The organism is Heliobacterium mobile (assembly GCF_009720735.1).
In the GTDB taxonomy this organism is placed as follows: Bacteria; Bacillota; Desulfitobacteriia; order Heliobacteriales; family Heliobacteriaceae; genus Heliobacterium; species Heliobacterium mobile.
In genome coordinates this window covers 1-20,734 of sequence record NZ_WNKU01000013.1, presented here as the reverse complement: position 1 = coordinate 20,734, position 20,734 = coordinate 1, and the positions used below count along the sequence as shown (strand labels likewise).

General features: G+C 51.5%; 15 protein-coding genes, 1 rRNA gene and 1 pseudogene. 13 read left to right on the top strand and 4 right to left on the bottom strand.

Annotated features, from left to right (window positions below):
* Positions 1-121 precede the first annotated feature (121 nt).
* The 10 genes and pseudogenes from secA to GJ688_RS11630 all read left to right on the top strand — a co-directional run bounded on the left by secA (position 122) and on the right by GJ688_RS11630 (position 11,947).
* A complete protein-coding gene (secA, locus tag GJ688_RS11675) occupies positions 122-2,635 on the top strand; it encodes a preprotein translocase subunit SecA (RefSeq protein ID WP_155476735.1) in 2,514 nt (837 codons plus the stop codon).
* A gap of 24 nt (positions 2,636-2,659) precedes the next feature.
* Complete coding sequence (locus GJ688_RS11670; RefSeq protein WP_155476734.1) at positions 2,660-3,070, top strand: hypothetical protein; 411 nt, start codon at positions 2,660-2,662, stop codon at positions 3,068-3,070.
* 159 nt (positions 3,071-3,229) lie between these two features.
* Positions 3,230-4,331, top strand: a protein-coding gene (prfB, locus tag GJ688_RS11665; RefSeq protein WP_155476733.1) for a peptide chain release factor 2 whose coding sequence is annotated in 2 segments (ribosomal slippage) — positions 3,230-3,301 and positions 3,303-4,331 — 1,101 coding nt in all. Because the reading frame shifts where the segments join, the coding sequence is not laid out codon by codon here.
* A gap of 75 nt (positions 4,332-4,406) precedes the next feature.
* Positions 4,407-5,225 carry a transketolase gene (locus GJ688_RS11660; protein WP_155476732.1) on the top strand — a complete coding sequence of 273 codons (819 nt, stop codon included), beginning with the start codon at positions 4,407-4,409 and terminating at the stop codon, positions 5,223-5,225.
* A 13-nt stretch (positions 5,226-5,238) separates the two neighbouring features.
* Positions 5,239-6,177 (top strand): transketolase family protein, encoded by a 939-nt coding sequence (locus GJ688_RS11655; protein ID WP_155476731.1) that lies wholly within the window; start codon positions 5,239-5,241, stop codon positions 6,175-6,177.
* A gap of 214 nt (positions 6,178-6,391) precedes the next feature.
* Positions 6,392-7,063, top strand: a pseudogene (gene ftsE / locus GJ688_RS11650) (cell division ATP-binding protein FtsE); the annotation flags it as partial.
* A 128-nt stretch (positions 7,064-7,191) separates the two neighbouring features.
* Positions 7,192-8,079, top strand: coding sequence for a permease-like cell division protein FtsX (gene ftsX, locus GJ688_RS11645; RefSeq protein WP_155476730.1), 888 nt, complete (start codon positions 7,192-7,194; stop codon positions 8,077-8,079).
* A gap of 28 nt (positions 8,080-8,107) precedes the next feature.
* Entirely contained in the window at positions 8,108-9,280 is a 1,173-nt protein-coding gene (locus tag GJ688_RS11640; RefSeq protein ID WP_155476729.1) for a murein hydrolase activator EnvC family protein, read from the top strand.
* A gap of 161 nt (positions 9,281-9,441) precedes the next feature.
* Positions 9,442-10,614 carry a S41 family peptidase gene (locus tag GJ688_RS11635; protein ID WP_155476728.1) on the top strand — a complete coding sequence of 391 codons (1,173 nt, stop codon included), beginning with the start codon at positions 9,442-9,444 and terminating at the stop codon, positions 10,612-10,614.
* Between the two features lie 34 nt (positions 10,615-10,648).
* Positions 10,649-11,947, top strand: coding sequence for a PDZ domain-containing protein (locus GJ688_RS11630; protein WP_155476727.1), 1,299 nt, complete (start codon positions 10,649-10,651; stop codon positions 11,945-11,947).
* A 190-nt stretch (positions 11,948-12,137) separates the two neighbouring features.
* Here the strand turns inward: GJ688_RS11630 and GJ688_RS11625 are convergent, their stop codons facing one another.
* Both GJ688_RS11625 and GJ688_RS11620 read right to left on the bottom strand, forming a co-directional pair.
* Entirely contained in the window at positions 12,138-12,767 is a 630-nt protein-coding gene (locus GJ688_RS11625) for a redox-sensing transcriptional repressor Rex (protein ID WP_155476726.1), read from the bottom strand.
* Between the two features lie 137 nt (positions 12,768-12,904).
* A complete protein-coding gene (locus GJ688_RS11620; protein WP_155476725.1) occupies positions 12,905-13,612 on the bottom strand; it encodes a phosphoribosyltransferase in 708 nt (235 codons plus the stop codon).
* A 212-nt stretch (positions 13,613-13,824) separates the two neighbouring features.
* Between GJ688_RS11620 and GJ688_RS11615 the strand changes: the two genes are divergently transcribed.
* Positions 13,825-15,132 (top strand): globin-coupled sensor protein, encoded by a 1,308-nt coding sequence (locus GJ688_RS11615; protein ID WP_155476724.1) that lies wholly within the window; start codon positions 13,825-13,827, stop codon positions 15,130-15,132.
* Between the two features lie 101 nt (positions 15,133-15,233).
* Here the strand turns inward: GJ688_RS11615 and GJ688_RS11610 are convergent, their stop codons facing one another.
* Together GJ688_RS11610 and GJ688_RS11605 are read right to left on the bottom strand one after the other, a co-directional pair.
* The gene (locus tag GJ688_RS11610) at positions 15,234-15,464 is read right to left on the bottom strand and encodes an LPXTG cell wall anchor domain-containing protein (RefSeq protein ID WP_170291912.1); all 231 of its coding nucleotides are present in this window, start codon (positions 15,462-15,464) and stop codon (positions 15,234-15,236) included.
* Positions 15,465-15,599: 135 nt separating this feature from the next.
* Positions 15,600-19,418 carry a dynamin family protein gene (locus GJ688_RS11605; protein ID WP_155476722.1) on the bottom strand — a complete coding sequence of 1,273 codons (3,819 nt, stop codon included), beginning with the start codon at positions 19,416-19,418 and terminating at the stop codon, positions 15,600-15,602.
* Positions 19,419-19,632: 214 nt separating this feature from the next.
* Between GJ688_RS11605 and GJ688_RS11600 the strand changes: the two genes are divergently transcribed.
* Positions 19,633-19,773 (top strand): hypothetical protein, encoded by a 141-nt coding sequence (locus GJ688_RS11600; protein WP_155476721.1) that lies wholly within the window; start codon positions 19,633-19,635, stop codon positions 19,771-19,773.
* A 427-nt stretch (positions 19,774-20,200) separates the two neighbouring features.
* A 16S ribosomal RNA gene (locus GJ688_RS11595) occupies positions 20,201-20,734 on the top strand; the annotation flags it as partial.

Below are 20,734 nucleotides of genomic sequence, written 5' to 3'. Positions count from 1 at the left end.
GCAAAAAGAGTGCCTAGTGCACTCTTTTTCTATGGTTCTTTTTCCCTTCCATTGCATCTGCCCGTTGTAGGGTGATAGAATATAGGTTGACGCAAAGCGCCTTTGAAAGGAGTTATTATCTTTGTTTGGCTTTTTAAAGAAATTGCTCGACGATAACGCGAAAGAAGTTCGTAAGCTAAAAAAGATCGTCGATCAGATTAACTCGTGGGAGCCTGAATTCACTCGGCTCGACGATGCTGCGCTTCAATACAAAACGGTGGAGTTTCGTCAACGCATTGAGAATGGCGAAAGTTTGGACAGCCTCCTTCCGGAAGCCTTCGCTACGGTCCGTGAAGCTTCTAAGCGTGTCACCGGTATGCGCCATTTTGATGTCCAGCTAATCGGCGGAATGGTCCTTCATCAGGGACGTATCGCTGAGATGAAGACCGGGGAAGGGAAAACCCTTGTGGCTACCTTGCCTTCCTATCTGAACGGTTTGACAGGCCGTGGTGTCCACGTCGTTACCGTCAACGACTATTTGGCCCGTCGGGACTCCGAGTTGATGGGCCGTATTCATCGATTCCTCGGACTGAAGGTCGGCCTCATTGTCCATGGGCTTGATTTTGCCGAACGCCGGGAATCCTACGCTGCCGATATTACCTACGGCACGAATAATGAGTTCGGTTTTGATTACCTGCGGGACAATATGGTAAACCAGCCTCACCATATGGTCCAGCGGGAGCTGAATTTTGCCATCGTCGACGAAGTGGATTCGATCTTGGTCGACGAAGCCCGGACCCCATTGATCATCTCCGGCCCTGCCGATAAGCCTACCGAAAAGTACTACACCGTGGCTCGGTTGGTTCCTCGACTGAAAAACGAAGTAGACTATAAAGTCGACGAAAAAGCCCACTCGGCCACTTTGACTGAAGAGGGGGTCGAGAAGGTCGAGAAGATCCTTGGTATTGACAATTTGGCCGATAACATGGAATGGGCCCATCATGTTAACTGTGGTTTAAAAGCGTACGCCTTGATGAAACGAGACAAGGAGTATGTCGTCAAAGACGGAGAAGTCATCATCGTCGATGAATTTACCGGCCGCATGATGTTCGGCCGTCGCTATTCCGAAGGTTTGCATCAGGCCATCGAAGCTAAGGAAGGGCTTAAGATTCAAAACGAGTCTCAAACCTTGGCGACCATCACGCTGCAAAATTACTTCCGTATGTATAACAAACTGTCCGGTATGACCGGTACGGCTCGGACAGAAGAAGACGAATTCATCGAAATTTACAAGATGGATGTCGTCGCCATCCCGACGAATAAACCGGTTATTCGGGAAGACGTACCTGACGTCGTCTACCGCACTGAAGAAGGCAAGTTCAATGCTGTCGTAGAAGATATCATTGAGGCCCATGAAAAGGGACAACCTGTCCTCGTCGGTACGGTCTCGATTGAAAAATCAGAGCACCTTTCCGAAAAACTAAAACGGCGCGGCGTTTCTCACCAAGTCTTAAACGCCAAATATCATGAAAAAGAAGCGGAAATCATTAAAAACGCCGGTCAGCGGGGCATGGTCACCATCGCCACCAATATGGCCGGCCGGGGGACAGATATCATCTTAGGCGAAGGCGTACCGGAAGCGGGTGGCTTGTACGTGATCGGTACAGAGCGTCACGAGGCTCGCCGGATCGACAACCAGCTTCGCGGCCGTTCCGGCCGTCAGGGCGACCCCGGGAAAAGCCGCTTCTACGTCTCTTTAGAAGACGACTTGATGCGCCTCTTCGGTGCCGAGAACATTCAAGGGTTGATGGATCGACTCGGCATGGACGATTCCATGCCTATCGAATCGGGGATGATCAGCCGAGCGATCGAAAACGCGCAGCGCCGGGTGGAAGCGCGCAACTTTGATATCCGCAAACACGTGCTTAAATATGACGACGTGATGAACCAGCAGCGAACCGTCATCTATGAACAGCGCCGCAAAGTGTTGGCCGGGGAAAATCTCAAGGAAACGGTCCAAGACTTTATCGACAAGCTCGTCTCCAGCATGATCGAACGGTTTGCTGGGGAAGAAAAGTACGTGGAAAACTGGGATCTTCCGGCCATGATCGCCTACGCTAAGGAACTCTTCCACATTGAAGAGGAGATCGATCAGGAAGAGCTTTTGGATATGGAAAAGGAAGATGTGCTCGACTTTTTCCTAGAGAAAGCCCAAGAGAGTTACGAACGCCGTGAGCGTGAACTCGGGGAAGAGACGCTCCGTGAACTGGAACGAATCATCCTGCTGCGTATCGTCGACGAGAACTGGATGGACCATCTCGATGCGATGGACCACCTTCGCCACGGCATCGGTCTGCGGGCTTACGGCCAGAAAGACCCCCTCGTGGAATATAAATACGAAGCCTTTAACATGTTCAACGACATGATCACGAACATCCAGGAAACGTTCCTGCGCTATATCTTCCGGGTCAACGTGGTTGTCTCGCAGCCGCAAGCTACGGAGGAAGAATCACTCCTGAAAAAAGCTCATGAAAACCGGTATGAAGACGAACCGCAACAGCCTGTGAAAGGGGAGCCGCAAACGGGCCGGAACGACCTGTGCCCCTGCGGCAGCGGGAAAAAGTATAAGAAGTGTTGCGGCCAGAAAAAGGGGTAGGCTTTTTCTAGGGAGTGAATGTTCATGAGTGAAAAGCTGCTCTTACAAATCCTGGCTGAACTACGGGACCTCAAGAGTGATGTCAATGAGATAAAAAGTGATATCGATGAGATTAAGAGTGATCTAACCGGGGTTAAAAGCGATGTCGATGGCGTTAAAATTGACGTCAAAGGAATTAAAAGTGAACTCAATGGGGTTAAAGATCAGATAAATGGAGTAAAGCAGCGACAAGATGAACTTTTTAGCGTGACTAGAGCCATTGAAATCAATTTACAAACATCCACAGCAGAAATAAAGAAAATGAACGAGCGGATGAATGAAGTTGAAGGCTCGTTGTACCGTCTTGAAAAGACGGTTGCCGGAATTGCCTTAATTGGTTACCGGCACGAGGCGGACATCCATGAGCTTCGTAAGGAGATTCGCGAAGCAAAATAAAAGTTAGCTTTGAGCGGCGTTAGAGCATAATCTGATCTATGCCGCTCAAAGATTTATTGGGAATCGTCCATTCAATTGCATCCCATCGCTATGGAACCGACATAATAGTTGCTCATAAAATATGAGCGATGGTAACTTTGAATAAGGGAACGGTGTTACATGTTATATTCCGATGTAAAACGGGAATTAACGGCCTTGGAGACCGGGCTGGAAGATCTGAGGGCTTCTCTTTGACTTGTCTATCAAGGAAGAGCGGATCGCTGAACTAGAGCTGATGATCACGGACCCAACCTTTTGGGAGGACCAAGAACAGGCCCAAAAGACGATGCAGGAACTGACGGGATTGAAAGACAAAGTCAAATCCTTTTTCGATCTCTATCAGAAGTGGGAAGATCTCGGTGTCCTGCGGGAGTTGGGAGCGGAAGAGGAAGACCCCGATATTCTCCAAGAAATTGAGGAAGGTATCCAGACGATCCAATCGGAACTGGACCGTTGGCACCTTCAGTTATTGCTTAACGGACCATATGACCGCAATAATGCCCTCGTCACCCTGCATGCCGGTGCCGGCGGTACTGAGGCTATGGACTGGAACGAGATGCTCATGCGTATGTACATTCGCTGGGGTGAGAAAAAGGGATATAAGGTCGACATCTTAGATTCCTTAGCCGGCGATGAAGCAGGCATGAAATCGGCGACCTTGTCCTTCTCCGGAGAAAACGCCTACGGCTATCTGAAAGGCGAAATGGGTGTTCACCGGCTGGTACGCATCTCGCCCTTCGATGCGTCCGGACGCCGTCACACTTCTTTTGCCTCTGTCGAAGTGCTGCCTGAAGTGAGTGACGACATCGACATCCAGATCAACTCGGAAGACTTAAAAGTGGACACTTTCCGCGCCAGCGGTGCCGGTGGTCAGCACGTCAACAAGACCGAGTCAGCCGTGCGCATCACGCACATACCGACCGGCATCGTCGTCGCCTGCCAAAGCGAGCGTTCCCAGATTCAAAACCGTGCGACGGCTATGCGGATGTTGCAAGCGAAGCTCTTCGAACGGCAGCGGCAGGAACAAGCCGACGAAGTGAACCGGCTCAAAGGGGACCAACAGGATATCGCCTTTGGCAGCCAAATTCGCTCTTACGTCTTTCACCCTTACAACCTTGTCAAGGATCACCGGACGAATTGCGAAGTCGGCGCCGTCTATAACGTGATGGACGGTGAGATCGACGATTTTGTGTCGGCCTATATGATCTGGGCGTCCAAATGACTAATTCATGCAGGGAATTGGTTGAAAGGTGCAGAATATTAACAGGATGTCTTACAGGAGGGGAATGTTAACATTATGGAACAAGCGTTACAGCAGCGCCTGGAACAGACCGCCAGGCAGCTCCGGCGCCACATCATTTCCATGACCCACGGGGCCAGCAGCGGTCATCCCGGCGGTTCGCTGTCTGCTGCCGATATAGTGACTGCGCTCTTTTTCCATGAGATGCGTGTAGATCCGCAAAACCCTCGTTGGCCTGGTCGTGACCGTTTCATTCTCAGCAAAGGTCACGCTGCCCCAGTCCTCTATGCGGCCCTCGCTGAAAAAGGCTTCTTTCCGGTGGAAGAACTGCCGAATCTGCGCCGCACCGGCCATTTTCTGCAAGGTCACCCCGATATGAAGAAAGTCCCCGGTGTGGATATGTCCACCGGTTCGCTGGGACAAGGCATCTCAGCTGCCGTCGGAATGGCCCTTGCTCTGGAATTGGACAAGAGTGAAGCCCGTGTCTGGGCTGTCCTCGGTGATGGAGAGCTCCAAGAAGGGCAAGTATGGGAAGCAGCTATGGCGGCTGCCCACTACAAGCTCGATCGCTTGACAGCATTTGTCGACCTCAACAAGCTCCAGATCGATGGCCCCGTAGAAAAAGTCATGTCATGCCTTCCTGTGAAAGAAAAGTTCGAAGCTTTCGGCTGGAACGTCCTGGAGATCGACGGCCATTCCTTCGAACAGATCCTCGACGCGATCGAACAAGCGAAGGCGACGAAAGGACGACCTACCTGTATTGTGGCCCACACCGTCAAGGGCAAAGGCGTTTCCTTCATGGAAAACCAGGTGGGATGGCACGGGTCGGCGCCCAATGCCGAACAAGCCCAACAAGCGCTGAAGGAACTGCAATAAGGGAGGTCCATCGATGACGAAAATCGCTACCCGCGATGCCTACGGACGCGCCCTGGCCCAACTGGGCGGCGAAAACCAGGACATCGTCGTACTTGATGCTGATTTGGCCAAATCGACCAAAACGATTGACTTTGCCAAAGTATATCCGGAACGGTTTTTCGATATGGGTATTGCCGAACAAAACCTTATCGGCGTGTCTGCCGGTCTGGCTGCGGCCGGCAAAATCCCCTTTGCCAGCACCTTTGCCATGTTCGCCACTGGGAGAGCCTTTGAACAGATACGCAACTCTGTCGCTTACCCCAAACTGAACGTCAAAATCGCCGCTACCCATGCGGGGATTTCCGTCGGGGAAGATGGCGCCTCCCACCAGACCGTGGAAGACATCGCCCTCATGCGGGCTATCCCCAACATGACCGTCGTCGTCCCTGCAGATGGCATCGAGACGGAAGCAGTCATCCGCTGGGCAGCCTCATACTCAGGGCCTGTCTACATCCGTTTGGGCCGGCTTGCTGTGCCGGTCTTGTACGATGAGAACTATCGCTTCGAATGGGGTAAAGCGGTAACCCTTCGCTCTGGCAAGGATGTGACCTTTATCGCCACCGGCTTGATGGTCGCGATGGCGATGGAAGCGGCAGAACTGTTGAGCGCTGAAGGCATTGAGGCGGAAGTGCTCAATATTCACACCATGAAACCGATCGACGCAGAGGCGATCGGTGCGAGCGTTCAACGGACCGGTGCTGTCGTCACAGCGGAAGAACACTCCATCATCGGCGGCCTCGGTTCTGCCGTCGCTGAAGTACTCGCCGAACACTGCCCGGCACCGCTGGAACGGGTTGGCCTAAAGGATACCTTCGGCGAATCGGGTAAACCAAATGAACTCTTTGAAAAATACGGCCTGACCAAAGAGGCTCTCGTCGCAGCAGCGAAAAAAGCCGTTAGTCGAAAAAAATAACAACGCGTACAACAGGGCGAATACACATAATTGTAGAATCAGGGGTGTAATGACGAAGTGAGCCTTTTGGGCGGAACGGAGTCATTACACCCCGATTTGCCAAAAAGTTGTCCTTAACGTACACAGACCGCCAAATCCCACTATTTTCTCGAAATTGGAAAAAGGATATAGAATCTTTTTGTCGAACAACCTCCTGATGGGGGTTGTTATTTTTATGATACAGATGTTTAACGTCTCAAAAACGTATTCCAATGAGGTAAAGGCCCTTGTAGACGTAAACGTTCGTATACAAAAGGGAAGTTTCGTCTTTCTTGTCGGTCCTTCGGGAGCAGGAAAGTCGACCTTTATCAAATTGATCTTTCGCGAAGAAGCGCCGACTCGCGGCCAAATTCTTTTTGACGGAAAGTCTCTCGTCCGCATGCGTGAACGAGAGGTTCCTTACCTGCGCCGGCAAATCGGCGTCGTCTTTCAAGATTTTCGTCTGTTGCCAAATAAGACTGTATATGACAACATCGCTTTTGCCATGGAGATCGTCGAAGCACCGACGAAGCGAATCCGCCAGCGCGTACCGCAGGTGTTGGAGATGGTGGGACTCGGTAAAAAAGGTAACCTCATGCCCCACCAATTATCTGGTGGAGAACAGCAGCGCGTATCGATCGCCCGGGCCATCGTCAACGAACCGATGTTGATCATCGCTGACGAACCAACGGGAAACCTCGACCCGGAGACGGCCACGGAAATTATGAACCTGCTCTTGGAAATCAACCGCCGCGGTACGACGATCATCATGGCTACCCATGCCAAGGATATCGTCGACAGCCTGCGACGCAGAGTCATTGCCCTGGAAAATGGGCGCATCGTCCGCGACGAAGAGCGGGGCAGCTACGAACAGGGGTCGAGCGCTTCTCTACCGGGTTCCTTAGCTCAAGGTGGATATATCCAACCGGGAGGTACCGTTCTACCCGGTAACAATTCACAGAGCCTTTATTCCCTGCAGGAACGGGGTGCCCTGCGATGAGAATGCGCACCGTAGGCTATTTTTTTCGGGAGTCCTTCCGTTCGCTTTGGAAAAACGGTTGGATGAGTATCGCATCCATCTCGACGGTAGCTATTTCCCTGCTGATCTTAGGGATTTCGCTGCTTTTGGTGATGAACTCCAATAATCTGGTGACGACGATGGAATCGGAACTGGAAGTTTTGGTTGCCATGCGCACCGATATTGATGCCAAGCAGATCCAAGCCGTGGGGGATAAACTCCGCAGTCATAGCAAAGTCAACGAGGTCACTTTTGTTTCTAAGAACGAAGCGATGGCGACCATGAAAAAGCAACTCGGTGACCGCAGCGATATGTTCAAAGCCTTGGGGGATGCAAACCCATTTCCCGATATGTACCGGGTGAAAGCGAAAGATCCCAACGATGTGAGTAGCCTGGCCGAAGAATTCAACAAGTATCCCGGCGTAGAAAAAGTTCGCTACGGTCAGGGGTTCGTCGAGAAATTGCTCAGTCTGACCGAGTGGATCCGCATGGTCGGCTTGTCGATCATGTTCCTGATCGGGGCCGCATCGGTTTTTTTAATCTCTACGACCATCCGGTTAACGGTCTTTGCCAGGCGTAAAGAGATCAACATCATGAAATTCGTCGGTGCAACCAACTGGTTTATTCGCTGGCCTTTTTTGCTGGAGGGGACCTTTTTGGGCCTCTTTGGCTCCCTCATCGCCGTTGGATTGCTTTACGGCATCTATGCGCCGGTCACGACCTATGTAGAATCGTCCCTGCCTTTTGTGCCGCTGCGCTCAGATGCCTCTTTCCTGATGACCATCTTTGAGATCGTCATGGGAACCGGTATCCTCATTGGTGCCATGGGCAGTGTCATTTCCTTGCGGAAGTTTTTGAAAGTATGATGACTCCAGGCAAAAAGGAGTGGCTCCTTTGAAGCAAAACCTATCCCGTCTGGTGCTGGGGGGAGTAGCGATAGCCTGTTTATCGGGGCTTTTTATCTACAGCGCTCAGACGATTCCTATCAAAGCGGCGTCGGCAGACCAGTTGGAAGATGCCCAGCAGGAACTGCAGCAGCGGCAGGCCAACATCGAAAACACCCGCCGGGAACTGCGCGAAAAGGTCCAGCAGGAAAACAGTGTTCTCGGGAAACTATCGACGGTCAACCGGGAAATGAACAATACCCAAATGGCCATCAATGACCTGAACAGTCAGACGCGAAATGTAGAAACAGCCATTCAGCAGGCTCAGAAGGAGATCGCTGAAGCCCAAAAGCGCCAAGGAACTCAACTGGATCTCCTCAAGGCCCGCATGAAAGATATCTATATTAACGGGAACGTCTCTTACCTGGAAGTGGTGCTGCAGGCGAACAGCATCACCGACTTTTTAACCCGCATGGACCTGATGGAAAAGGTCGTTCAACGGGATGCTCAATTGATTCATGAGATTGAAGCGGAACAGAAGACGATTGAAGCTCGCAAAGCCGATTTGGAACTTCGTAGACAAGAACTGGCCCAGATCAAGGCTCGTATGGAAGAACAACGGTCCCGCTTAGCGGCTCAGAATGAGGAACAAAAGGTTGTCCTCGCACAAGTACGTGAACAAAAAGATAGTATCGCTGAAATGCTCGATGCGGAAGAGGCTGCATCGCAACGGTTGGAAGCGAGAATTCGCAGCTTGCAGAGCAAAACGAACCGCCCCAGTATGACCCAAGGAACTTGGGGTTATCCCTTGGAAAACTATGCTCCTGTTACATCTTCCTACGGGCCGCGATACCACCCAGTGAGAAAGAAAAACAGCTATCATACGGGTGTTGACCTTGGTGCTCCTGCCGGCGCGTCCATTCTGGCGACGAACAGCGGTGTCGTCATCGTCGCTGGTTATGACTATGCCTACGGAAACTGTGTGGTCATCGATCACGGCGGCGGAATTACGACGCTCTATGGGCATATGTCTTCTCTTGGTGTCTCGGAAGGACAAACTGTCCAAAAAGGCGATTTTATCGGTAAGGTAGGATCGACGGGATTGAGCACGGGACCGCACTTGCACTATGAAGTCCGGATAAACGGATCTCATACTAACCCGATGGGGTACATCGGGGGATAATTGCCTGAACGGTAACGAAGTAAGGAAAAATCGATTTGGATTTCCCGTAGAGTAAAATGATTTAAACCTAACTGGTTGTATATCTAGTCTTAAAAGCGTATAGAGTTTAGAGGAACAGATTTTTTTGCGTGGCTCATTTTGGAATAAGGTGGTTGAATTCATTGGCTGGTCGTCGTAGAGGGCTTGTCATCGCCGCAGCCCTGGTCATCATCGTCAGCGTATTGACAACAGCTTCCCTGGCTGTGGCGGTGATAGGGAACTATCAACATCTGGGCCGTCTCATTAACGTCGTCCGGCTGGTGACGAGCGAATATTTGGAACCGACCTCTTTTTCCACCCTCGTGGACGGGGCCATGAAGGGCATGGTTGCCTCCTTAAAAGACCCCTATTCAACGTATCTGGAACCGGACGAATACAAGCAGCTCTTTGATCAAATCCAGGGAAGTTTTAGCGGTATTGGAGTTTACGTCAGCAAAAAAGATCAAAATAAGATCGTCGTCGTTTCGCCTATCAAAGGTGGACCGGCAGAACGGGTCGGCATTAAAGCGGGCGACGTCATCGTCAAGGTTGACGGAGAAGAAGTGGCCAATATGGATGTGGATCTGGCCGTGTCGAAAATCAAAGGCCCCGAAGGCTCGAATGTTAATTTGACCGTGTTCCGCGAGAACACGAAAAACTTCCTCGAATTCACAGTGCCTCGTGAGAAAGTGAACATCCCTGTCGTAACGGCTGAGCTGGCCAAAGGGGATAACCGCATCGGTGTATTGCGCATCACTCAATTCAACAAAACAGCGGCTGCGGAAGTCGACAAAGCGATCCGGGCATTCCAAGATCAGCATGTGAAAGGCATCATCCTTGACCTGCGCGATAACCCCGGCGGTGAATTGGAATCGGCTGTAGACATCGCCTCTAACTTTGTCCCCCAAGGTCCTGTCGTCAAGGTGGTCAACCGCGACGGAGAAACAGAAGTTTACCAATCGACCCGCAACCAAGTCATGCTCCCGCTGGCCGTACTGATCAACGGCGGTTCCGCGAGCGCTTCGGAGATCGTCGCCGGCGCGATTAAAGACTATGGCACCGGCACTATGATCGGATCGAAGAGCTTTGGCAAAGGCATTGTCCAGTCGGTGATCCCCTTGGATGGCGGTGCTGCCGTCAAGTTGACGACGGCGAAATACTTGACCCCGAAAGGCAACGATATTCATAAAATAGGTATCGAACCGGATTTCAAAGTGGAGCCGGAGAAGAATGAAACTCCCCATGTGACCGGCGCCGAAGATAACGATTCCGTCTTTAATAAAGGCGTCGAGGTTGTTCGTTCGTTGATGAGATAAGGTGACCTGATTACGGAAAAAGGCTGGCTTAACTATGGTCGACTTCAATGGATGGGACCTTCTGAATACGATCATCCAAGGTTTTGAAATACTGCTGCTCTACCCTCTGGAATACCCAACTTTTTGGGTATTCCTTTTGATCATTGCGCTCCTTTACCGGCGTCAACTGCGGATGAAATCAGATCTGTTTCAAGTAAAACCGGAAAGTGTCTGGCCTTCTGTCCTTTCGTCAGCGATGTATGGTCTGGTGGGCGGATTCATCGGGTCCTTCTTGATGATTCTCTTTGGGATCACCATCGTTGAATCTGGTTTTCTTTATCTCTTGCCTGTCGCCATCGCACTGGCTTTGATCAACACCCGGTATATGTGTTACGCCTATGCCGGAGGAGTCATCTCCCTGGCGGCGATCCTTTTCGGGTGGACGGAAGTCAGCGTCGTGCAAATCATGGGGCTCGTGGCCATCTTGCATCTCGTTGAGGCCGTTCTGATGTTTTTGTCGGGCCACCGGGACAGTTTACCTGTTTATGTGGCCCATCGCCGGGGAATGACGGTCGGGGGATATCACCTACAAAGCTTTTGGCCGATTCCCTTGGTCGTATTGACGATGGTCGCGATCCCCCATAACAGTGGAATTCCTTTTCAAGAGATCTCTACGCCCGGTTGGTGGCCTCTGATCACCCCTCCAGACATCCCCTACAATCCGGCTGTGGAATCGGTGGTGCTCAGCCCATTGCCCTTAGTGGCGTTACTCGGCTATGGTGACCTGGCTCTCGTTCGCCAGCCCCGAGTTCATTGCCGGCGATCGTCTCTGATGCTGGCCGGTTACAGCTTGATTCTGCTCACCTTGGTTGTGCTGGCTTCCCATATGCCCATACTGTCCCTGCTGCCAGCCCTTTTTGGGCCCCTCGGCCATGAGGCATTGATTCTCTGGACGAAGCGGCGTGAGATGCAGGGCACTCCCCTCTATGTGGCCTCCCCGAGGGGTCTGAAGATCCTCGATGTAGGCGATGGCTCTCCAGCTGAAAAGGCGGGCCTTCGAGCCGGAGATCTCTTAGGCAGCGTCAACGGCCTTCCCGTGCGTTCCCGCAGAGATCTGGCCATCTCGCTTTCCTGGTCGCCGGCACAGGTGGAGATGGAATTTCTGCCCGGTGGGACCGGAGGGTTCTGGAAAAGGACGACCGCGATGAAAGGATGGAATGAATCGCTCGGACTGGTTCCCGTACCTGATCCAGAAGATCCGCCGTTGATTCGGTTTGAGGGAGTCGGGCTTTTCAGAAACTTGTGGAGGCGCTGGACCCAACGGTTCTTCCAGCGGAATCGCAAAAAGCCATAACAAACGTTAGTTCAAGGCCCGCTGAGTCATAAGATATGATCCAAACGGTTTTTCACAAAAAAATCGCCCTAGTCTTATCCTGAACAGAAGATAAGGCGGAGGGCGATTTTCCAATTGCTTAAAGGCTTTTTAAACTCAAATGAAGTTGGCACGAACGAAAGCCAATGTACAAAAAGCAGTGTACCAAAGCTTAGCCGCGCATACCGAGATTGAAGCTCAATACTTCCAGGTTAACGGTCAAATCGATATTGCGTACTTCCACGTGAGGGGGGGCGCTGAGTACGGTCGGAGCGAAGTTTATGATCGAATCGATGCCGGCATCGATAAGATACTCACAGACCCGTTGGGCTGCCGCAGGAGGCACAGTGATGATGCCGATCTTGACGCCCTGTTCTTTTACCGTGTCATTTAATTGAGCTAATGGGAGCACTGGCAGACCGTTGGGCAACTGGCCCTGCTTTTTCGCGTCCGAATCGAAGAGTGCCACCACGTTGAAACCACGGTCCTGCAAACCCCGGTAGGAGGACATGGCCATGCCCAAATGGCCGGCGCCGACGATGATGACAGGCCAGGTATGGTTGACGCATAGGAGTTTGTCCACTTGAGCGCCTAGTTCCTTGACGCGGTAGCCGACGCCCCGGATTCCGAATTCTCCAAAGTATGACAAGTCTTTTCGCACTTGGGCCGACGGGATTCCGACTGCTGCACCAATTTCATCGGAAGATATTATGTCAATGCCTTTGCTGCTGGCTTGGTTTAGAAAGCGAGAGTACAGGGACAGCCGAACGACGGTAGGTTCGGGGATCTTTAACATCTTCATAGCGGGTAACCCTCCGGATACTCTTTATTTCTATGTCTCGCGTCTAACTTTTAGTATAATACAAATCACTAGTGTTTCAAAGTACACTGAAGGCAATTCCCACTAAGAATGTTATTATTTCCTTATACAATGCTTCATCAGGCGAAAAAACCAGGCCTTGGAAGGCACTGATTGACCGCTTCTAAAAGCCTCCGGACAGATTCATCAGAGGTTTGCCCAAAGTCCACATAGTAGGTCCCGACAGCCTGAAAGTCTTCTGGGGCTAGCGGACAGAACATTTGATCGACCGATTTGGAGAGGGTCTCCAGCACATCGGGCGGTCCGACCGGCAGTGCGACGGCCAAATAAGCCGGTTCATGGCGGAGGATGCTTTGGATTGCGGCCATCAGGGTATAGCCGGTGGCCACGCCATCGTCGACGAGGAGTAGCTTTTTTGATTTCACCGATCCAACGTGGAGGATATAAGGATATTCCTTTTTGCGCCTCTCCATTTCGACGACCTGACGCTGCCTGACTCGATCGATGTACTCATCGTTGATTCCGAGATAAGCGATGAGTCGGTCGTTCAATATGACGGAACCATCCGGGCCCACGGCACCGATGGCGACCTCTTCTTGTCCGGGAGCCCCCAATTTTCGGGGAGTGATGAGAGCGAGCGGACAGCCCAGTTCTTTGGCCACCGGTGCAGCCACTTCCACACCGCCTCGAGGTATGGCGATGACCAGATCAAAGGCCAGCCCTTGCTGTGCGATTCGTTCATAAAGTAGGCGGCCTGCTTCGGCACGATCGGTATATTCTGTTGCTCTTAAGCGGCCGAACTGTTCGGCTTTCGTATTATTAGTCATAACAAACCTTCTTTGCCGAATAATCCTATCTGAGTTTTGCAAAGGGAGAAGGAAAGCGGCAATGGATATCGAATCAGTACCCTATTCTGATCTTCTTCTAAATGGATTTATTTCTAATCCGGTTTTACTTAGTAAAGGCAGTCATCGGCCGGATGAATTCTCGATCATTGTAAGGTTGAGCATCATTAGGATTGAGTAGGGAGGTCCAGAATATGTTCTGGCGAAAAGCATCAGAGAATACGGGATTACGTCCTTATAGTGGACCGAAACCGACTATTGCAATTCAAAATCCCTCTTTTCAATTGTCTGTTCGTTTTATGAAGTTGAATCCGGAACAAATGGAACTGCTACAGGAAATCCGCCCGATTATCGAAAAGCATGTCGATGAGGCGGTTGACGTTTTTTACGGGCACCTGGGTTCGATACCGGAAATGCGCGAATTTATCACCCGTCATTCCACGGTCGATCGACTGAAAAAAACGATGCGGGCTTACCTGCTGAGTTTGTCCCCTTTACGGCTTGACGACGATTACGCCGCCAACCGTCATAAAATCGGTGAAGCCCATGACCGGATTGATTTGCCGCCCTATTGGTATACCTCGGCATATCAACTCTACTATAACTTTTTTATTCCCAAAATTATGGATGCCTACACGGATAAAGATCGAGCCAAAGCAGCGATCACAGCGTTATTGACGATTACCAATTTGGATCAGCAGCTGGTCATGAGCAGTTACCTGGATAGTTATACATCCGGCTTATCCAAAAAAGAGGAACTGGAAAAGATTCTTGGCGACTTGCAATCGTTACAGGAGAAGGTCAACGATGCGAGTCAAGGCTTAGCTGCTACGGCGGAGGAAACGGCTGCTTCTGCGGCTCACATGTCCTCGTCGGCGGAACGGATCACCCAAAACGTGGCTCAAGCGGCCAAACATACCGATCAAGTGGTCCACCTCGCCCAAAACGGGGAAAAACAGCTTCGTGAGTCCGTTCAGGCGATCAAAGACCTCACTCAACTGATGCTGGATATGAAGACCAAAATCTCCGCTTTGGACGAAAGCTCGGAGAAGATCTCCTCGATCGCGGAAGTCATCCAGGGAATCGCTTCTCAGACGAATTTGCTCGCTTTAAACGCCGCCATTGAGTCGGCTCGTGCCGGCGAACACGGCCGCGGCTTTAATGTGGTCGCTCAGGAAGTGAAGAAGCTGGCCAGCAGTTCTGAGCAGTCCGTCCAGGAGATCGCCGAGATGATTCAGCTTTCGCGAACCCATACGGCGGAAGTCAGCCAAGCGATGGAACAGAACTCCCACTCCATGGAACGGGTCAACCAACTCGTCGATAAGGTGGTTCAGGGCTTCACCCAGATCCTCGAGTCGATCGCTTCCAACCAGGAACAGATGCAACATGTGACAGAAGAAGTGATGTCGCTCAGTTCGACGGCGCACGAGATCGAAAACGCCTCGGAGGCGGTAGCCCACTCGGCAGAAGATCTGTCCATGATGTCCCATCAGCTTTCCTAATTCCCGCATACCAAATTCTTCGCCCTTTAGGATATTGGTCGAATGAACGACCGTGAAAGATATTTGAATGATTAAATGATGAATGCCCCGGTGAGGCCAAGTTAGGCATCACGCGGGGCATTTTCCGTCTGAAACCGTGATGGTTCCCGGCGGAATCGTCGGCGCCAAAGGTAAAGTGCCGCACCCATAAAGACGATCCCAGCCAAGATCAACCAGAAACCGCGTTGATGGGCCAGTAAGGAGAGTATCTCCAAGGACGCCGTCCAGAGAAAGGATACGGTCTCTTTCACCAGAAAAAAGCCGAAGCGCCAGATTTCCGCATCCCAAGGCATACCTTTCTGCCCCCTCTTTTTGGGTATTCCTGCTTTATCCTCCAACGACCGACGATGGTTCATAGTATTTCATCGTATTTCCTGAATAAATCATAAGGGATGACCTTTTGACTGTCTAGGGGAGAGAATCCCCGACTAATGTCGGAAAAGGGAATCTTTTGTGAGCATCTGATAGGTATTTTCTATTACTTTTACATCAAAATCTAATGTAAGCGCTGCCATTAAACCATCATAATGGTCCGTTACAGTTTGCAGGGAAACGGTCAGTACGGTGGTTAGGACATCATAAAGCGACTTGGAGTAAGCGGCCTTCACCACATCGATTGCTTTTGATAGATAAGCATCCACCGGTACCTGTAGAAGAGCTTCGAGATCCTGACGGAACTTAGCCCTCCCAGCCCCTTCAAAGAACTCTTTGGAAGTCTTCACACTGTTAAGCAGGGTACCTACAGAACTGGTGTTCGTTCGGAAAAGTCCCTTCGGCATTTCTGGTGTCGGCAAGGGAATCGGTTCATAGGCCGGCAAGGCACAATGGGGGGCGTTGGCGGTAACGACCCGGTTCAGTTTGTCCAAGTATTGACCGGCCCGCTTATGGACAAAATTCTCCACTCGAAGGGATGTAGCCCGTAATTCTTGTTCCAACTCTTTTTCCATCGTCTGCAATAGGTCGTCAAGGCAGTGTTGGAAACCTTTTTTGGTGATATTGCCCCGGGCATCCTGTAGCACAGCAGGATTGAAGTAACGGTCAAACATATCGCCGAATCGGTAGAAGAGCCTCTGTTTCACATAATAGACCAGTTCGTCGATTTCCTTGTGCAGAAGGTCCGCTTCGGCAGCAGTGCCGACTCTGTTGATGGACTGCTCCAGTTCCATTCGGGACGCTTCGAAGGCTGCCCGCTTGATCCGGCGGGAAGTGGCATCGGTCTTAGCAGCTGCGATCACTTCTTCCAGGCTCGACAAGGTCCGTTGCATTTCGCTTTCGGCAGCCGATAAGGCTACCGCCGTCAGTTCGTCGAGGGTAAAGTGGAAAAATTCCTCTTCAAATTGAGCAAAGCCTGATAAGTCGAGGCCTTTTTCCCAGGGCAACAGTCCGTCACCAGTTGCTTCTTCTCGTGCAGCCGTTAGGGCGGTGGTTCGCTGCCGGTAGGTCTTTTCCAAAGAGGCCGTCATGGCATCGCATTGGCCGAGGCGGGCCAGCAAGGCTGTCTGGCTGGAGACGGTATACAACCGGGGCTGACAGATGCCGCAAGCGGCGACCCGTTCTTTGACGTGCTGTTTTACCGTTTCTAGTTCATCGCTTGTCTTGGCCAAGTCGGCAGCATTGATCAGGAAGAACATCTTATCCATGGCGAAGCTGTCCTTGACTCGGCCCAGTTGGAAGAGAAAATCCTGGTCGGCGTGGGAGAAGGCGCTGTTGAAATAGGTGACAAAGAGGACCGCATCGGCATTCTTGATGTAGTCGAAGGCGACACCGGTATGGCGGGCATTGATTGAGTCGGCACCGGGTGTATCGACGAGCATGATGCCATGGTCTGTCAGCGGGCAGCGGTAGAAGAGCTCAATCCATTCGACGAAACAAGCTTTTTCTTCACTGGCTACGTAATCATGGAACGTATCCAGGGCGATGATCAGTTCCTGACCGAGCCGGTTCTCCACAGCTGAAATTCCCCGGGCGACGGCGTTGAGGAAAGAATAATGAGGCTTCGCCGTGGGGTGAATGTCGCCGGGGGAGATTTCTTGCAAACGTTCCAAGGCCTCGGCCATGCTCGCAGCTTGAACGTCACAAGCTTTTAGGGAGTTCAATACGTCGCTTTCGATGTCGTCAGCGGTCTTCAACTGCACCCGGACCGTTCCATGGGGGTAGTCGTCGTTCGGCGGTAAGATTTTGTTGATGGCTGCTGTTGTCGGGTTCGGCGAGACCGGTAGCACGGGATGGCCCAATAAGGCATTCGCTACAGATGATTTTCCGGCGCTAAAGGCGCCGAAAAGAGCTACCGTAAAGATATTCTTCTCCAGCCGCTCTGCCCGCAAGGTCAACGCTTCGGCGATGTGCTGAAAGCCAGGCAAGGAGGACACAGCCGAAGCATAGGCATGGAGGCGATGGCCTGTCTGCTGCAGTAGTGTTGACGACGGGTGTCGTTTCGCGGTCTGAGAGGCCGGGATGCTGTTATCATCGACTCGTCCTGACCGAATGGATGCAGCGTTTTCTTTGATCGCTTGACCGAGGCTGGTCAAAGAGTCGGCTGTCGATACATTGGCGGCGTCGATACCTGCTTGCGTTTTACCTATAGTCTCTATTGACGGGGATAAAAGTTTTTCTATCGGTTCCGGTTTGGGGAGATCTCTTTGCAGCATCGCGATCAGGCTTTCCCGGTACTGCCGGTCAACCTGATCCATTTTTTCCAAGCTCTTGATGGCATCCATCAGGATGCTGAGGGGTTCCAATTGGCGAGTCAGTTGATCGAGCTGTTCTGCGAGACTCTGTCTCGCCAGTCGGACGGCCTCTTCGGCGTAGTACAAGGCTTCCCGGCGATAGATGGCCTTGACTTCGTTGGCTATATCGCGGGTGTAGTTATGAATATACTCGTTGCTGGCCACGGCACCTTCGCGAACAGCGTTCACCAACAATTCCGATCCCCAGGTGAGGTTGAAAGAGTTGACCTTTTGTAAGTAATCGCTGTCGGCGGCGCCGTGTGCCTCCGGAACTTTTCCTAAGACATCGCGCAAGTGCCATTCCAACTGGGTCGATACATGATGGCGAAAGTCCTCATAAAGTGCATCCAAACGGGCGGAGATCTCTTTTTTCGTCTTATCGCCGGAGAACAAGAAGCCGACTTTGAAATCAGGGGCTCGGCTCTCCAGGTAGCGCTGTGCCCGTTCCGTCGTCGTAAAGGGAGTAATCCGAGCGTTCTCCACGACCCGGCGGATCTCACTGTCTAGCTCCGTTTGTAATTGCTCCGGGATACGGCGCAGGTTTTCAACCTGTCGGCTCAGGTCTTGATAGGCCCGCAGCGCTTCTTCCAGGTTTTCTGTCTCCTCGACGATAGCCTGAAGTTCCCGTCGTTGGTCGGCCTGCTGATCGGATTGTCGCCGGCAATGGTCTTCGATCAACTGCCGAGCAGCCGGCAAGACGGTGGCAGTGAGAATCTCCTGTTCATGGAGGAAGATAGAGCGTAGATGAGCTTTTAATTGGCCCAGTTGATTTTCCGGGTGATCCGGCTCGGTCAAAGTGGTGAAATACAATCCATTGGGCTGGATGTCCCAAGCGGCAAATCCGGCTTCAGAGCTTCGCTTGAAATAGGCAAAATCAAGCTCGAATTCGCAATGCTTGTCGATCTGGTTGACGATGAGATAGACGGGCTTTCCCCGTTCCTGGAGCCGTTTCGTGAAGGCGAAGTTGATTTCTGACTGAACATGGTTGTAATCCATCACATAAAAGATGACGTCAGCAGAGATGATAGCAGGAGCTTCGGCTAGGCGCCGAGCTTTGTCAGCCGAATCGACCCCTGGTGTATCGATGAGTGAGACAGAGCCATGGAAAAGGTCATGAGGTACCGTGATAACGACCCCATCGGTGTTTGTCCCATCTAAGCAGTGGGACTGTACATCGGTGAGACTTGACGCGAGGTCGAACTCAACCGCGTCGCCAGATTTCAAAAGCGCCCGGGCCGCCGGGGAGCCTGATTGAATGGAGACAATGTTTGCGCTGGAAGGAACGGGGCTCGTCGGAAGCACGTCGTGGCCGATCAGCGCGTTGATCAAGGCAGATTTCCCGCCTGACACATGACCGCAGAAGGCGATGCTTAAGTGCCGTTGAACCAACTTCTGCTGTAAAGCCTCTAGGCCTCGGGCCGATTGGGTGTCGCCGGCCTGGAGGAAGGCTTCCGCCAGATGTTGAAAGCGGCCGACCAACGTTTTGAGAATCTCGCTGTGAGACAACAGACGGGAGGTCATAAAACCAATACACCTTCTTACATACAATATGGAAAGTGAGAAAAGCTATAGGCAACTACGATTCTATCATTGTAACAGATATAAAAGAAATCCCAGATGTCAGATTTTTCTGTCATATAATTGTTATTTTTATCACTCCTATTGTTGCTGGCGGTTTCTAGTGTCGGATGGGTCGATAGCCTCCTGGATATGCTAACGTCGGAGGTGAATGTAGATGAAAAACAATGCATCAGATCAAGAGACATTGATCATTCGCGAAGTCGGCCCCGACGGTACACATACTCGTAAGTTGACAAACACTGTCGATATGGGTGCTGGTGACACCAGCGAAGGCCAAGCGAAAAATGAGGGATAATCGTAAAACCTATTGCACGTGAATACCGCGGAGATAGCTCAGTCTATTAAGCCTGAATTTTACCTTTACCAAACGACTATTGTCTGGCCATCTCATTTTAGGGGATGGCTTTGTTTAAGGAGAAGTATAAAAAAATCGATTTGGAAAAAAATTATGCTTGCAATCACTTTAGACCTGTGCAATAATAGCAAACGTCGCCGATACGAGGCGGCAAAAAACAACGACGAAAAGCTATAAGCTTGGTCGAATCTGGTCCTTGAAAATCAAACAGTTGTTAAAGCAAAAGCGTGCGAAACCAAAGTCAATTCGGCCCGCGCAAGCGGGACGGACAACTTCGTAAGAGTTGATGACTTCTGTTACAAGAAGCCTTAACTCGATAAGAAACTTTATCAATCAGAGCTTGACTCAAGCTTTATCTACAAAAATTTTTGTGGAGAGTTTGATCCTGGCTCAGGACGAACGCTGGCGGCATGCCTAACACATGCAAGTCGAACGGAGCACGGATACTTCGGTGGAAGTGCTTAGTGGCGGACGGGTGAGTAACGCGTGGATAACCTGCCTGAGAGTGGGGGATAACAGCCCGAAAGGGCTGCTAATACCGCATAACGTTGTCTGGGGACATCCCCGGACAACCAAAGGAGCAATCCGCTCTTGGATGGGTCCGCGTCCGATTAGCTAGTTGGTAGGGTAACGGCCTACCAAGGCGACGATCGGTAGCCGGCCTGAGAGGGTGAACGGCCACACTGGGACTGAGACACGGCCCAGACTCCTACGGGAGGCAGCAGTGGGGAATCTTCCGCAATGGGCGAAAGCCTGACGGAGCAATGCCGCGTGGGGGATGAAGGTCTTCGGATTGTAAACCCTTGTCTTCGGGGAAGAAGTAATGACGGTACCTGAGGAGGAAGCCCCGGCTAACTACGTGCCAGCAGCCGCGGTAATACGTAGGGGGCAAGCGTTGTCC

What these genes read in the sequence shown, in the direction of transcription:
- GJ688_RS11670 (WP_155476734.1), top strand. Translation starts at nt 2,660, where the DNA reads ATGAGTGAAAAGCTGCTCTTACAAATCCTGGCTGAACTACGGGACCTC.
- GJ688_RS11660 (WP_155476732.1), top strand. Translation starts at nt 4,407, where the DNA reads ATGGAACAAGCGTTACAGCAGCGCCTGGAACAGACCGCCAGGCAGCTC.
- GJ688_RS11655 (WP_155476731.1), top strand. Translation starts at nt 5,239, where the DNA reads ATGACGAAAATCGCTACCCGCGATGCCTACGGACGCGCCCTGGCCCAA.
- ftsX (WP_155476730.1), top strand. Translation starts at nt 7,192, where the DNA reads ATGAGAATGCGCACCGTAGGCTATTTTTTTCGGGAGTCCTTCCGTTCG.
- GJ688_RS11630 (WP_155476727.1), top strand. Translation starts at nt 10,649, where the DNA reads ATGGTCGACTTCAATGGATGGGACCTTCTGAATACGATCATCCAAGGT.
- GJ688_RS11625 (WP_155476726.1), bottom strand. Translation starts at nt 12,767, where the DNA reads ATGAAGATGTTAAAGATCCCCGAACCTACCGTCGTTCGGCTGTCCCTG.
- GJ688_RS11620 (WP_155476725.1), bottom strand. Translation starts at nt 13,612, where the DNA reads ATGACTAATAATACGAAAGCCGAACAGTTCGGCCGCTTAAGAGCAACA.
- GJ688_RS11615 (WP_155476724.1), top strand. Translation starts at nt 13,825, where the DNA reads ATGTTCTGGCGAAAAGCATCAGAGAATACGGGATTACGTCCTTATAGT.
- GJ688_RS11610 (WP_170291912.1), bottom strand. Translation starts at nt 15,464, where the DNA reads ATGCCTTGGGATGCGGAAATCTGGCGCTTCGGCTTTTTTCTGGTGAAA.
- GJ688_RS11605 (WP_155476722.1), bottom strand. Translation starts at nt 19,418, where the DNA reads ATGACCTCCCGTCTGTTGTCTCACAGCGAGATTCTCAAAACGTTGGTC.
- GJ688_RS11600 (WP_155476721.1), top strand. Translation starts at nt 19,633, where the DNA reads ATGAAAAACAATGCATCAGATCAAGAGACATTGATCATTCGCGAAGTC.